The sequence below is a fragment of the Bacillus cereus group sp. N14 genome (genome assembly GCF_016483555.1).
Lineage (GTDB): Bacteria > Bacillota > Bacilli > Bacillales > Bacillaceae_G > Bacillus_A > Bacillus_A wiedmannii.
The window spans coordinates 109,280-123,014 of sequence record NZ_JAEHBQ010000010.1; the positions used below are offsets into that span (position 1 = coordinate 109,280).

The window sequence follows — 13,735 nt, forward strand, 5'->3', positions numbered from 1 at the left end:
TGTGATCTCCCCTTTAGTGTTTTAGAATTTTAATGAGTACATCTCAAAACTTCTGTCTTCACTGATTTGGCTAATCATTATGCCAAATTTAAATGTTCAATCATCATTACACGTTCATCATAACATGTAATTTTAAAAGCTTATTGTTAAATATTGAACAATATTTGAATTATTAACCAAATGTTTTCTTACTATATTTGAAGGGAAAACTGAGATTTCATCTATGTATCGTTTATTAGAATTCAAGATGCGGAGTAATAAATAAAAATTTTTTAATATAGGAAATTATTATCATCATATTTTCAAAAAAAATTATAACGAGTAAACCTAGATTATATATCATCAAACTATTGACCAATATAAAAAGCCCTTCAATTGAAGGACTTTTTATATTCGTTTCATCGAAATTGTTTCGCGTATACTTTGTAAATTTTGCAATGTTTCTTCTTGGCGTTGTAACGATAACCCAACGTACAAAGTATCTAATAAACTTAACTGTGCTAATCTTGATGAACTTGCTTCTGTGCGGAATTCCGTCTCACGTGTTGAAGTATATAATGTAATATCAGCAAGTTGACTTAATGCTGATTTCTGATAGCTCGTAATTGCAATAATGCTAGCACCCCTTGCTTTTGCTACTTCTAACGCTTCTAGTAACCCTTTATTGCTACCAGAATGAGAAATTGCAATTACCACTGCTTCTTTAGTAAGTAAACCCGCACCCATAATTTGAAAATGTGAATCTGTATGAGCAATACAAGAAATACCCGTTCTCATAAATTTATGATATGCATCCATCGCAATAATACCAGAACCACCATTTCCATAAAACTCAATACGACTTGCATCTTGCAATACCTTTACGGCTTGCTCTAGCGCTGTATCATTTAACAAATGCAATGTATCTTGCAGTCCTGTAATATGCGAATGAAAAACTTTTTTAGCAACAGTGACCATACTATCTTCTGCCGATACTTCTTCATGAATATTTTGCATAGGAGTATGTACAATTTCACGAGCTAATGTAATCTTTAAATCTTGAAACCCTTGAAAACCGAGATGCTTACATAAGCGGAATATCGTAGCTTCAGAACTATTCGTAACTTCAGCTAATTCTGTAATAGATTTATGTACAACATCTTGTGGATGTTTCAATATATGTTCGGCAATACTTCGCAATTTCGGTGATAAACCGTTTAACGAAGCTTGAATTTTTCCAATCCCACTTCTTGTACCTGGCATAGCATATCTTCCCCTTCCATCGTAGTTTTATTGTACCTAATTATAGAAAGAAGAAAAACCTTTATTTAGCACTACTATAAATTGAAACTTTAATCAGTGAGAGTATTGTACATCTACCACTAATTATAAGCCCGCAAATAGCGGGATAAATTTTAAATACTCATATGTATTCTGTCGTAACAAGGGACATAATTATTCATACTTATTATTTCCCCCGTGCTTCACCGCATATAATGCAGCTTGCGTACGATCATCTACTTCCAATTTAGCTAAAACATTTGAAACGTGTGTTTTCACAGTCTGTTCTGTAATATGAAGCTCTGCTGCAATTTCTTTATTACTTCGCCCTTTCGCAATTTCACGAAGTACTTCTTGCTCTCTTTTCGTTAACATGGAAAAAGGGTTTTCTTTTTCTTTCTTGACTGCTGACCGTCCGAATAGTGCTGGTGTTACTTTCGGATGAAAATTCGCATTTCCTTCATGTACTGCAATGATAGAAGCAACAAGTTGCTCTGGTTGTACTTCTTTTAATTGATAACCATCTGCTCCAGCTTCCAGTGCTGGTAAAACATAATCTTGCTCTGAAAAACTGCTTAATATAAGTATCTTTATTGTTTCATCATATTGTTTTATCCGTTTTGTTGCTTCTATACCATCCATCTTCGGCATTGATAGATCCATCAATACTACATCTGGTCTTTCCGTTTGAATGAATGTTAATGCCTCTTCACCATTTTCTGCTTCCCCAACTATTTCAAATTCTTCTCTCGTTTTTAAAAAGAATACAAGTCCTCTTCGAACGATATGATGATCCTCAACTAGTAGTAATTTAATCTTCAATCTTTTTCTCCCCTTTAAACCGGCAATTGAATTTCAATTTTTGTACCCTTTTTCAGCTCAGTTTTTATTTGAAATGATCCCCTCATTAACTGAATACGTTCCTTCATACTTTTTAAACCGAGCGCTGACTCTCTTACGTGATCTTGTATAAATCCTATTCCGTTATCCTCTATGTAAAAATACAACTGGTTATTTTCTATTTTTAAAAGAATATTTACCTTTTCACATGAAGCATGTTTTTTACAATTATGTATTGCTTCTTGACTAATACGCCATAAAACTTCTTCTATTTCATCTCCAATTGAAACCATACCATCAATTCGAACTTCCACCTGAATCCCTAACAACTTTCCGTAATTTTTAATTGCTTCTGCTAAACCTTTCTCTAATCCTTCCGGTCTTAATTGCCAAATTAAAAGTGTCATTTCTTGTAATGCTTCCTGTGATAATTCTCCAATATAGCTCAACATCTCTTGCAAGTCTCTATCTTGCGTCATATTTAAAGTACCTTTTGCTGTTAGCATAATAGAAAATAACAATTGTTTTACTGAATCATGTAAATCACGTGCAAGTCGATTTCTTTCAGCTACCACTACGTATTTACGTTCTTTCTCTACTAACTGAATACGTTGTATTGTCGTTCCTATTTGAAATGCAATTGATTCTAGTAATGCTAATTCTTCCTCTGAAAAATGTGTTTTTTGAGGTGAGGCCACATTTAATAGACCAAACTTCTCCGATCCAGACCTAAGGGGAATTGTCGCATGATGCGTAACATCTTCGGTCTCTCCCCAATTACATTCAATCGCATCCTCTATCCGCTTACATTCAATAATATTTGTTGCTTTTTCTAATCTCCCATTCACAAAACGCTCTACACACCAGCAATCTCCTTCACACATCGGCTTCTTCTCTTTCCATGTAAGAGCCGGTGGTAAGTTTTCATCTACAAGCATACGGTGCTTTCCACTTTCATCGATAAAGAATATCCACCCTGTTTGTAAATTCATAACTTGTAACAATGTATGTAACACTTTTTCTAACATGTCCTGTAAGTCTGTTGCTTCATTTAATAATTCAGCAATTGCTTTTAATGCTTCTAAACGATGCATCTCTTTTTCTTCAAAGTTCATTTTCATCACCAACTACCATTATAACATTAAGAAATTTCTAAATTCTACAAATAAAGAAAGAACCGAATTCCTTCAGTTCTTTCTTTAAATTAATCATTTTAATATTGTTTTTCTATCCAATATTAAAAACAGAATTTTGTTAACAAACTGTTCTTGTTCTTCTTTAGCTGTCCGATAAAGATTGTCCACCATGGTTATGCTGTAAACTTTCAGTAGTAACGACCATATTTGCTGCTGGCATTTGCACTTGATTCTTATGGAACATAGACATTAATTCAAACCTTACTTGTCTAGAAGTTTCAAAATAATCTTCTGGCTTTATTAAACCTGTAATACAAAATTCATATCCAACATATTTAAGATTCGGGTTTAAATCTGTGACACCAACATATTTAAACGGTTCAACAGCTTCATCCTCTACTTTATAAAGACTCGAAGCCAATTTTTCATTACAATTAACACAAACTTCTTCTAACAATTCCTTAACTCTTATAGGATCTTCCTGATAACTTACCGTAATCCGTTCAATTACGCGCATCCATCCTTTATTAAAATTTTGTATCGTCCTAATCTCTCCGTGTGGTATCGTAAGAAGTTTTCCTGACCATTCACGAATTTGCATAAAACGAATACTAATTTCCTCAATCGTTCCTGAATTTGTTCCGTTAAAAGTAACAAAATCGCCAACACGAAACTCTTTGTCCGCTAATCTCGCAAAGCCTAATATAACATCTTTTAACATCTGTTGTGCAGCAAAACCGATAACAACACCCGCTATCCCTGCACCTGCAATGATACTTTTTATATCTACAAATTGGCTAATTAAATATATGATTAGACTGATGATGATGATATATCTAAAAATAGATCGAATCACACTTTGAATTGTTTGCTCTACCTCTTCATCAAAAAAGCTTGATTTCCTAAAAAACCAATCAATAATGCGGTTAATTACAAAAGAGATAATGATTAGTACTAAAGCAAATAGTAAAAATCTTAAAAGTAAAAACTCTCTTACATAATTAAAAAATTCTTCAGTATACGTTAATAAACTCATCCATCCACACCCTTAACTAATGAAAATTTCATGAAAAACTAATTTATTGTCATACCTTTTGATTTCCTTAAAACTTGTTACACTTTCTTCTATAAATATACCCTTTTTTATTATCTAAAGGGAGATAACAATAGAATTTTTTATAAATGACTTTATGTTAAGACCTCAATACTTACCTAAACAAAAAGGGGAATATTAACACAACGCCGAATTGTTCATTTGAAAATATTTTGACTCGCGGAGGTTAACTCACAATGGGCTATATCGAAGAACTAAGAGAAGTTATTGGATCAAGACCACTCAATCTAGCTGGCGTTGCTGTAGCTGTTTTCAATGAACAAGGACAAATATTACTACAACAAAGGCGAAATGGTGTTTGGGGTGTTCCCAGTGGATTTGTTGAACTTGATGAATCAACGGAAGAAGCCGGAAGACGGGAAGTGCTTGAAGAAACAGGGATTGAAATAGGCTCTTTACAGTAAATAAGCGTATTTTCCGGAAAAGAATTTTTTGTGAAATTACCGAACGGAGATGAATTTTACCCTATAACAATCGCTTACCTTTGCAAAGATATTACAGGTGGCTTGCTAAAAGCTGATGGAGTCGAATCATTACATGTACAATTTTTTAATTTAAATGAGCTACCACAAAATATTAGCCCATTCATAAAAAAATTAATTGAACAAAATGTCCTCTCAGTTTAAACGCAAAAAAGAGACCTTTTTAAAGGCCTCTTTTTCATTTCACTTCTGCATGTAAACAAGATTTAAAATGTCCAAGTGCAAATTCATGCCCTTGCGCATTAAAAGATGCAACTGCCTTTTCATAAACAACAATTTTAAATCCTTTATTATAAGCGTCTACTGCTGTGTGAAGAACACAAATATCAGTACAAACACCTACAAGATGAACTTCTTCTATTCCTCTTTCTCTTAACTTCATTTCTAAGTCGGTTCCTGCAAATGCACTATATCGTGTTTTATCCATGTAATATACATTTTCAGCATTTTTATATGTTTCGTATACATCTTGTAATTCCCCAAACAAATCTCTTCCACTTGTACCAGCTATATTATGGGGTGGGAATAATTTTGATTCTGGATGATATACATCATTTTTTTCATGTTTATCAATCGCAAAGACAACGTAATCTCCATTTTCAATATATTGCGTCGTTATATGTACAATTTCCTTCTCAATTTCTTGACCTGGTTTTCCGCAAGTTAAAGCACCTTTTTCCGCTACAAAATCATATGTATAATCAATATTAATAAGAGCTCGTTTCATAACTACTATCTCTCCTTCTTCTGTTTCACAGTAAACAATAGAAAATTTGTTATTACGACATCGTATGTACTATTCGACATTTCAAATGAAATACCTACATTTTTCTTGTAAAACTTACCTTAATTCGAGTTTATCATAAAGTGAAACTTTAATCATTGGAGAGTTTGTTCATCTCCAATGATTATTAGTTAAACCAATCGGACAGTTGATCTCCCACCTAATCTCCTCACATATACCGAGTTTAAGGCGAGGTCTTACTGCCCATTAATGCGGGATATAATAGATACACAATGGTAAAACAACTAGATCCTATTACTAAGTCATGAATTTGGTAATTAAACGTAATTTGAATCACCTCTTGTATCGTAAACCAAATTACTGCCATCATTATACTAATCAAGACGATACGAATACACCGATTCACATCTTCAACCTCTTTCTCTGTCATAGTAGTAACAAGTGATTTCTTCCTATTTAATCGTATTAGAAAACGAAACAAGTTATTCACTCTTGCACACTCTAGTCCAAATAAAAAAGCACACTACTTTTTTGAGTAATGTACTTTTTATTCTTCTTAAGACGCAGGCTTTGTCTCAAATGTTGCTTGATTAAAACTAATAACCTTTCCTTTCGGGTCATTGTTTTCATACTGAACTGCAGTAACCGTATGATTACCTGTCTCAAGCGTTTTTTCTTTTAATTGTACTGTTGTCTGTGTTGTACTAGTGACTTGATGTTTATCTGCATATACTTGATCTACAAATATAAATGTTTCTTTATCGTTTTGAAAATTAGAAAGCTCTAATTCAACTTGCTGAATTAAAGTATCCTTTTTGATGAATACAGCCGGTATATTACCATTTTCAGAAGTACCGTCTGGTGTAATGACTTTTACTTTTCCTTCTCCAACTGGCACTGCTCCTTCAGGAAATACAACTATATTCTCATTACTTGCATTTACAACTTTTTCTTCCTGCTTTGATTGCGCATCCTCTTTTTCCTGCGGAGCACCGCAACCGGCTAATAACAATACAGACAATCCAGTGATTATGAATTTTTTCAAAATTCATCCCCCCTGTCATTTCATTATAATTTATTATACAAAAATAACTTTTAAATTTTAAAACTAATTTTAAAACTTTCATGAACAAATAGAATCTTGCTCACGATTAATGTATCATATTTTCCTTAATAGAACATTAATTTTTTTTATGAAATAAATAGTAATTCCCTCTTCTCTATCATTTTAGCCCAACAGATGAATTACATACCTGTCCAAAATAAAAAGACATTGTTCATTCAATGTCTTTTTATTTTAGGCTTTAAAAAACAAATGTTGTAATCTCATCTACTTCTTTTCTTGGAAGTTTCTTAGGCTTATCTTTTGGAAAACCGAGTGAAATAACCATATTTATTTGTTTTTCAGGCTCAATTTGTAAATATTGTCGTAGTTCATCTTGAGCTAACAATACCGGTCCTGTCATCGGGCAAGTACCAAGCCCCTTCGCATGTGCAGCCAACATTAAGTTTTGTGCCGCTAAACAGCTACTCTTAATTCCTTCTTCTTCCCAAACTGAATCTGGAACAAAAGCAATTGGATCAAAAATCTTTTCACGAAACTTTGATTCATATGGCGTGGCCAAACATACGATTAATACTGGCGCCTCCGAGAAAGCTGTTGCATATGGTCCGAAAGAACGTGTAAGTAATTTCCCTGCTTTCTCTTCTCCGTTTTCTGCCGCTTTTGCCGCAAGTTTATGTAATGCATCCCATGTCATTTGTTCAATTTCTTTAATTTTCTCTCGGTTCATAATGACCAAGAATTCCCACGTTTGTGAGTTCGTATCACTCGGTGCATAACGAGCACAATCAATAATTTCTTTTATATCACTAGTGGATACTTCTTGTTCTGTAAACTTTCTAACACTTCTTCTACCGTGAATTACTTCTTTAAAATCTTCATAATTCATACATTAAATCCCCTTTTTACAGCGTTTTCAAAACTTGTCCTATGCTTGAATTATATCATGAAAAAAAGCTGGGGGAGTACCAGCTTTTTTCCTCAATATTAATTCGTAACTTTAAACAAACTAATACTTTCTTCATACGCAACTTGGAGTTTTTTTGTAATTGGTCCTCTTTCGCCGGTTCCAAACTGTTCATCACCAATTTGAACGACTGGGAATATTTCAAGTGGTGTCGCTGTAAAGAAACACTCCTCAGCCTCATATACTTCTTGTAGCGAAAATTCTCGTTCTTCTACTTCAATATGTAACTCTTTCGCTAATGTAATAACGTAGTGACGTGTAATGCCGTGTAGAATGAAATTATCAGTAGGATGTGTAATCAATCTATTATTTTTCACCATAAAGAAATTCGAATGACACCCTTCAGTTACAATTCCATCTCGTACTAATATCGCTTCTTGATAGCCTTGTTCGTTTATTTTATTTTTAATCATAATATTAGGGAGCAGATTTAAAGATTTTATATGACAGAACTTCCACCGTATATCCTCTTCTACAGTAACTTTTATTCCTCGTTCCATAGCAGCAATTGGTCTTGGAAATGAAACAATATTTGCAAAATATGTTGGTTGCATATTTGACTCATATACATGATTACGTGCTTGAGCACCTCTTGATATTTGCAAATATACATTCCCGTCTTCTTGAAATCGATTTTTTTCAATCATTTGATGCAACTCTTCCACTAACTCTTCCTTAGTAAACGGTGGAATTAGTTTTATTTCTTCCATAGAATTAAAGAATCGTTCTAAATGTAAATCTAATAAATGTGGCTTCCCATCATATAGTCTAAATACCTCGTATATACCATCACCAAATTGAAAGCCTCTCTCCTCTAATGGAATCATCGGCTGTTCTTCCTTCGTATTTACAATTCTTCCGTTAAACAAAATCCAATCTTTATGAGTAGCTTTCATTCATTCCCACTCCTTTATTCCATAATTGGTTTAATTGTACAACTTATCCACACTCAAAAGAAGGAATTTTCTGTATTTTCACAAATAAAAAAGTACATCACCCATTTAAAGTGATGTACTCGACCATTCATTTACTTTAGAAAATATTTTTCAATATCATCTAACATAAGGTTTGCAGCTACAATACCACCTGCTGTATTCCAAATCACTTCATCTACTTCGAATACTTTATTATCTTTAGAAGCCTGTAACTGCTTAAAGAGCGGGTCTTCTGTCCATTCTTTCGCTAACGTGTTTCCTTCATTATTCTTATCCGCATCTTTATCAGATGTGAAATAGAATAAGTAGTCCCCGTCCATATTTGGAATTTGTTCTTTTGTAATTCCTTTTATCGCAAATTCATCTTTATCTTGTAGTGGTGGTCGTTTAAATCCAATATCATTTAATACAACGCCTGAGAATGAATTTTTTTGATAAATACGAACATCACCTGGGACGAAGCGAATAATTGAAACTTTAGAGTTAATTTTATCACCTAATTGTTCTTTTATTCCTGCAATACGCTTTTTATAATCATTAAGAGCATTTTGCCCTTCTTTTTCTTTATTTACAGCTTTTGTATAAAGCGTAAAGTTTTCTTTCCAATCACCGCGCAATGTTTCAGCATATACTGTTGGCGCGATTTCTTTTAACTGCTCGTATATTTTTTCGTGACGCATTTTATTACCAATAATTAAATCCGGCTGAAGCTTCATTACTGCCTCTAAATTAATGTCACGCTCAGTTCCTACTACTTTCGTATCTTTTAACTCATTCGCTAAATGAGGATACCATTCATCCCCAGCTCGTGGTTTTGTCGTTCCAACTGGCGTTACTCCAACAGTTAAAAGTGCCTCAGCACCCTCATTCGTTAAAACAACAACTCTTTTTGGTGTACCATTTACTGTCGTTTCGCCCATTGCATGCTTTACCGTATATGAATCTTTTGCTTTCGCTGATATATCATTTTCCTTTTTCTCTTCTTTACTACATCCTGCAATTAAAACCATGAGTATCATAATGCAGAACATAATTAGTTTTTTAGTATGTATCATATGTCCTCCCTAGATGAAATCGATTATCATTAACAATTAAAGATTAATGTATCCTACATATATTGTCAATGTATATCAGAAAACTTTTTTAATATATACTATTTAGATTCTATCCGCTTTTCTAATGTTTCTTTTTAAAACATAGTGCATAAGTATGAAAATAAATGTTGTTATTAAAATGCGTACCCTTGTTATACATAACAAAGATACGCATCCATATTGCATTATCATTTTAATTCCTAATATTGAGTATACTTAATATACGATGGATCATTATATACCCACTGATTTCCACCAAGGTTTAACCAACCATTTTCATTTATATATACTAAATAAGATTCTGGAGAATTTAATTGGCGGATAACTGCAGATGTAGTTGATGGACCACTTCTTAAATTTACATTCATCCCTTGTATATATGCAACCCCAATCGGACTTCCATCACTATTACTTGTCTTTACAAAATTAATGTAAGAAGGATCATTATACACCCATTGTCCATTCCCCAAATCTAACCATCCGTTACTTTCCTGATATACAACGTAAGATTCTGGAGAATTTAATTGACGAATAACTGAGGAAGAAGTTGATGGACCATTTCTTAAATTTACATTTTTCCCAAGGATATAAGCGATTCCCTTCGTTTGAGGTGTCGGTTGTGGGTTAGGAGGTTGTGGATTTGGAGCTACTCCAAAAATAGCCGCTATTCCATTCGCATACGCTTGACTTAGATCTTCAATAAATTGTGGATTTTTTAATAAATTTGCATCAAACGTTGTATCAATAAAGGCAGTCTCAGTTAAAATTGCATCCATTGCGGTTTCTCTTAATACCGCATAATTTTCTTTTTTTGCTCCTCGATCACGAAGACCGTATTTTGTTAATACAGGATTTACTGCTGTATGCATCTTTTGTTGCTTTGCATATGCAGTGCTGCTGTTGGATAACGCATTATAAATATAGCTTTCAAAACCTGTACCCCCGCCGCTATTAATATGAAATGAAATAAAATAATCCGCACCAAAAGCATTGGCAATATTAGCACGTTCCGATAAAGAAATAAACACATCACTATCACGTGTCATTTTAATTGTAATTGGGTAATTTACCGTTAAAATGTCTCGAACGCGTCTAGCAATTTGAAGTGTTAAGTTTTTTTCTACTAAACCATTACCAACAGCACCAGAATCATATCCACCGTGCCCTGCGTCTATAACAAGTTTCATTTTATTGCCCGCCCCTTTCTTGTAATATGTTTGCATTGCTACTCGTCCTATTTTATGTGAAATGTACAAGTTCTGTTACAATTACAAATAAAAAAACCGCCTTATGTAAGGCGGTTTCTATCATCTTGCTTTAACCAATTTAAAATAAATATATACGATTGATAGTGAACATAACGTATGCAAAATAAAATAAATAAAAGTGTTATTCCAGCACCACTATAAAGTAAACCGAACTTTAAAAAAACATTCACAAGTGGTGGAAAGTTCATTAGATTTTGTAATGTACTTAGCATACAAAACATAATGAAAAAGACAGGGACGTATTGTAATTCATACGGCTTTTTTTTCTTACTCATTCTTTTCCGAATGAGTATATGACATAATTCTGCTACTATAAAGCACCCTCCAATTAATACAAGACCAGAAGTCATCGTCATACATCCACCTGCCTTATATTTATTTTATCGCATAAGTAATCATCGTTATATTTTCTTTACATACTCTTCATCTTCTGAAGTAAAACCAAAACTCTCTATGAAAGACTTCGCCTTTTCTGTTAATTCCTCTTGTAGCACTTTTATTTCTTTCACATTTCTTTGTTTCATCATTTCTTCAAATGTAAAATACGTATTTGCACCATAACCGTAACCTTGGTAATCAAAATGAATAATTAGCTGTGATAAAACAGCTCGTTCCTCTTGAACACTATAATCTATTACACCAATATATGTATCATCAACTTTCACACAGTACTTTACCTTTTTCTCACCTAAACTATGCGATTTAAACATTTCTTTAACAACGCTTTCATTTTCTACAGTAACTTTCTCAAACGTAATCATATGTTGTCCATCCTTTTACTATTATTGTATCAATAATACTTCCTATTTATGAAAAAAACCTTAAGACCGTATGCGATCTTAAGGTTTTTCTAATTAAACTAAGCTATACGCACGTTTTGTTTCTTCATGGAACTTATTCGTATCGTATTTATGCTCAACATAAATTTGGTGCCATACCATAAACGCAAGTACAGTCCAAATTTTACGGCTATAATCGCCTTTATCTGCACAATGTGCTTCCAGTAAGTTTAATACATACTGTTTGTCGATTAAATGCTCTGTTTTACTCTCGTTTATAATATTGATAGCCCAATCATGCATTTCGTCTTTTAACCAGTGACGAATTGGTACTGGGAATCCAAGTTTTTTACGATCTAATACGTGATCTGGAACGATTCCGCGTGCCGCTTCACGTAAAATAGCTTTCGTAGTTCCGTTAGCAATCTTAAATTCAGTTGGAATTTTAGATGCAACATCAAATACTTCTTTATCTAAGAACGGTACACGAAGTTCTAATGAGTTTGCCATTGTCATTTTATCAGCTTTTAATAAAATGTCACCGCGTAACCATGTGAACATGTCAATATACTGCATTTTGCTTACATCATCATAATCTTTAATCTCGTTATACAATGGTTTCGTGATATCCATATAGTTAACACTTTCATTGTAATACTTCATTAATTCAACTTTCTCTTCTTCACGGAAGATTTTCGCGTTTCCATAGTAACGCTCTTCAATTGGCGTACATCCACGCTCTAGGAAGCTCTTTCCTTTAAATCCTTCTTTAAGAGCACCACTTAATGCTTTTAGAACGCTCTTACCTGGGCTAGGAATGTAAGAGAACATTTTTAGTGAGTTTGGCTCACGATAAATGTTATAACCACCAAATAGCTCGTCTGCACCTTCACCTGAAAGAACAACTGTTACATGCTTACGTGCTTCTTTTGCAACGAAGTACAATGGTACAGCTGCTGGATCAGCTAAAGGATCATCCATATGCCAAATGATTTTTGGGAACTCATCCATAAACTCTTTCGCTGAAATGAATACGTTATGGTTTTTAACGCCTAATTTCTCAGCAGTTTCTTTGGCAACATCAACTTCACTGAAACCACGTTGTTCAAAACCAATAGAGAATGTTAAAAGATTTGGATTCATTTCTCTTGCGATAGAAGCGATAATAGATGAATCGATACCACCAGATAAGAATGAACCTACTGGTACATCACTGCGCATATGCACTTTTACTGAATCGTATAACACATCACGAATTGCTTGGATATGCTCCTCTTTCGTTGCGCTTGAAGCATTGAAATAAGGTTTCCAGTAGCGATGGATCTCCATCTCTTTACCGATTTCTTTTACGAAATAATGACCAGGCTCGATTTTATTAACATCAATTGTTAATGTTTCTGGCTCTGGACCATATTGGTACGTAAAGTAATGTTGTAGTGACGTTGGATTAACTCCTTTATCTTCCATCACATGCATAATACTTTTCTTCTCAGATGCGAAGAATGTAGTATCACCTTGTTGTGCGACGTATAAAGGTTTAATACCGAAGTGGTCACGTGCACCGAAAAGTTTCTTCTCTTCACGATCCCAAATCATAAATGCAAACATACCACGAAGATAGTCTACACATTTTTCTTTCATATGTGCATACAATGCAATGATAACTTCTGTATCAGATTGTGTTGCAAACGTTGCACCTTTTTCAAGTAACATTTCACGTAATTCTACATAGTTGTAAATTTCACCATTAAAAATAATTACATATCGATCATTTTCATAAGTTAGCGGCTGATGTCCTGCCTCTAAGTCAATGATACTTAAACGGCGGAAGCCAAATTGTACATGTTCATCACGAAAATATCCTTCGTCATCTGGACCGCGGTGGAAAATCATCGTGTTCATATTTTCAAATTGATGTTTTTCTGTTTCTGAAAACTCTCTAGGGTTTTCACATAAACATCCTACAAAACCACACATACTTCTTACCCTCTTTCAGTTTTCATTCTGTCTATATACTACTATATCAACCCTATTTATACTAGCATAATCAAT

14 protein-coding genes and 1 pseudogene are annotated in these 13,735 nt (G+C 33.7%); 1 reads left to right on the forward strand and 14 read right to left on the reverse strand.

The features are described 5' to 3' along the window. Positions 1-387: 387 nt before the first annotated feature. From JDS82_RS16030 to JDS82_RS16045, 4 genes are all read right to left on the reverse strand, one after another. On the reverse strand, positions 388-1,242 hold the full coding sequence (locus JDS82_RS16030) for a MurR/RpiR family transcriptional regulator (protein WP_048563126.1): 855 nt from the start codon (positions 1,240-1,242) through the stop codon (positions 388-390). Between the two features lie 192 nt (positions 1,243-1,434). Next, positions 1,435-2,082 carry a two-component system response regulator CasR gene (casR, locus tag JDS82_RS16035; protein ID WP_000694651.1) on the reverse strand — a complete coding sequence of 216 codons (648 nt, stop codon included), beginning with the start codon at positions 2,080-2,082 and terminating at the stop codon, positions 1,435-1,437. A gap of 14 nt (positions 2,083-2,096) precedes the next feature. Beyond that, positions 2,097-3,215, reverse strand: coding sequence for a GAF domain-containing sensor histidine kinase (locus JDS82_RS16040; protein ID WP_048563128.1), 1,119 nt, complete (start codon positions 3,213-3,215; stop codon positions 2,097-2,099). A gap of 163 nt (positions 3,216-3,378) precedes the next feature. Continuing rightward, entirely contained in the window at positions 3,379-4,272 is an 894-nt protein-coding gene (locus tag JDS82_RS16045; RefSeq protein WP_000055425.1) for a mechanosensitive ion channel family protein, read from the reverse strand. Between the two features lie 254 nt (positions 4,273-4,526). Between JDS82_RS16045 and JDS82_RS16050 the strand changes: the two are divergent. Beyond that, positions 4,527-4,976, forward strand: a pseudogene (locus tag JDS82_RS16050) (NUDIX hydrolase). Positions 4,977-5,010: 34 nt separating this feature from the next. Here JDS82_RS16050 and JDS82_RS16055 read toward each other — a convergent pair. The 10 genes from JDS82_RS16055 to asnB all read right to left on the reverse strand — a co-directional run bounded on the left by JDS82_RS16055 (position 5,011) and on the right by asnB (position 13,660). Then, positions 5,011-5,559: a cysteine hydrolase family protein gene (locus JDS82_RS16055; protein ID WP_000816771.1), complete on the reverse strand. Its 549-nt coding sequence runs from the start codon at positions 5,557-5,559 to the stop codon at positions 5,011-5,013. Positions 5,560-5,800: 241 nt separating this feature from the next. After that, a complete protein-coding gene (locus JDS82_RS16060) occupies positions 5,801-6,007 on the reverse strand; it encodes a hypothetical protein (protein ID WP_199713600.1) in 207 nt (68 codons plus the stop codon). A 126-nt stretch (positions 6,008-6,133) separates the two neighbouring features. Continuing rightward, positions 6,134-6,622, reverse strand: coding sequence for a putative periplasmic lipoprotein (locus JDS82_RS16065; protein WP_000713484.1), 489 nt, complete (start codon positions 6,620-6,622; stop codon positions 6,134-6,136). 259 nt (positions 6,623-6,881) lie between these two features. Beyond that, on the reverse strand, positions 6,882-7,529 hold the full coding sequence (locus tag JDS82_RS16070; RefSeq protein ID WP_001105300.1) for a nitroreductase family protein: 648 nt from the start codon (positions 7,527-7,529) through the stop codon (positions 6,882-6,884). Positions 7,530-7,627: 98 nt separating this feature from the next. Then, a complete protein-coding gene (dat, locus tag JDS82_RS16075; protein WP_048566480.1) occupies positions 7,628-8,503 on the reverse strand; it encodes a D-amino-acid transaminase in 876 nt (291 codons plus the stop codon). Positions 8,504-8,634: 131 nt separating this feature from the next. After that, positions 8,635-9,597 (reverse strand): ABC transporter substrate-binding protein, encoded by a 963-nt coding sequence (locus JDS82_RS16080; protein ID WP_199713580.1) that lies wholly within the window; start codon positions 9,595-9,597, stop codon positions 8,635-8,637. A 239-nt stretch (positions 9,598-9,836) separates the two neighbouring features. Next, a complete protein-coding gene (locus JDS82_RS16085) occupies positions 9,837-10,823 on the reverse strand; it encodes an N-acetylmuramoyl-L-alanine amidase (RefSeq protein WP_000779885.1) in 987 nt (328 codons plus the stop codon). A gap of 101 nt (positions 10,824-10,924) precedes the next feature. Then, complete coding sequence (locus JDS82_RS16090) at positions 10,925-11,254, reverse strand: hypothetical protein (RefSeq protein ID WP_000200466.1); 330 nt, start codon at positions 11,252-11,254, stop codon at positions 10,925-10,927. A gap of 51 nt (positions 11,255-11,305) precedes the next feature. After that, positions 11,306-11,665, reverse strand: a complete 360-nt coding sequence (locus tag JDS82_RS16095) for a GNAT family N-acetyltransferase (protein WP_000627516.1) — start codon at positions 11,663-11,665, stop codon at positions 11,306-11,308. A 93-nt stretch (positions 11,666-11,758) separates the two neighbouring features. Continuing rightward, positions 11,759-13,660: an asparagine synthase (glutamine-hydrolyzing) gene (gene asnB, locus JDS82_RS16100; RefSeq protein ID WP_000333826.1), complete on the reverse strand. Its 1,902-nt coding sequence runs from the start codon at positions 13,658-13,660 to the stop codon at positions 11,759-11,761. Positions 13,661-13,735: the final 75 nt, after the last annotated feature.

What these genes read in the sequence shown, in the direction of transcription:
- JDS82_RS16030 (WP_048563126.1), bottom strand. Translation starts at nt 1,242, where the DNA reads ATGCCAGGTACAAGAAGTGGGATTGGAAAAATTCAAGCTTCGTTAAAC.
- JDS82_RS16040 (WP_048563128.1), bottom strand. Translation starts at nt 3,215, where the DNA reads ATGAACTTTGAAGAAAAAGAGATGCATCGTTTAGAAGCATTAAAAGCA.
- JDS82_RS16045 (WP_000055425.1), bottom strand. Translation starts at nt 4,272, where the DNA reads ATGAGTTTATTAACGTATACTGAAGAATTTTTTAATTATGTAAGAGAG.
- JDS82_RS16055 (WP_000816771.1), bottom strand. Translation starts at nt 5,559, where the DNA reads ATGAAACGAGCTCTTATTAATATTGATTATACATATGATTTTGTAGCG.
- JDS82_RS16060 (WP_199713600.1), bottom strand. Translation starts at nt 6,007, where the DNA reads ATGACAGAGAAAGAGGTTGAAGATGTGAATCGGTGTATTCGTATCGTC.
- JDS82_RS16070 (WP_001105300.1), bottom strand. Translation starts at nt 7,529, where the DNA reads ATGAATTATGAAGATTTTAAAGAAGTAATTCACGGTAGAAGAAGTGTT.
- dat (WP_048566480.1), bottom strand. Translation starts at nt 8,503, where the DNA reads ATGAAAGCTACTCATAAAGATTGGATTTTGTTTAACGGAAGAATTGTA.
- JDS82_RS16080 (WP_199713580.1), bottom strand. Translation starts at nt 9,597, where the DNA reads ATGATACATACTAAAAAACTAATTATGTTCTGCATTATGATACTCATG.
- JDS82_RS16085 (WP_000779885.1), bottom strand. Translation starts at nt 10,823, where the DNA reads ATGAAACTTGTTATAGACGCAGGGCACGGTGGATATGATTCTGGTGCT.
- JDS82_RS16090 (WP_000200466.1), bottom strand. Translation starts at nt 11,254, where the DNA reads ATGACTTCTGGTCTTGTATTAATTGGAGGGTGCTTTATAGTAGCAGAA.
- JDS82_RS16095 (WP_000627516.1), bottom strand. Translation starts at nt 11,665, where the DNA reads ATGATTACGTTTGAGAAAGTTACTGTAGAAAATGAAAGCGTTGTTAAA.
- asnB (WP_000333826.1), bottom strand. Translation starts at nt 13,660, where the DNA reads ATGTGTGGTTTTGTAGGATGTTTATGTGAAAACCCTAGAGAGTTTTCA.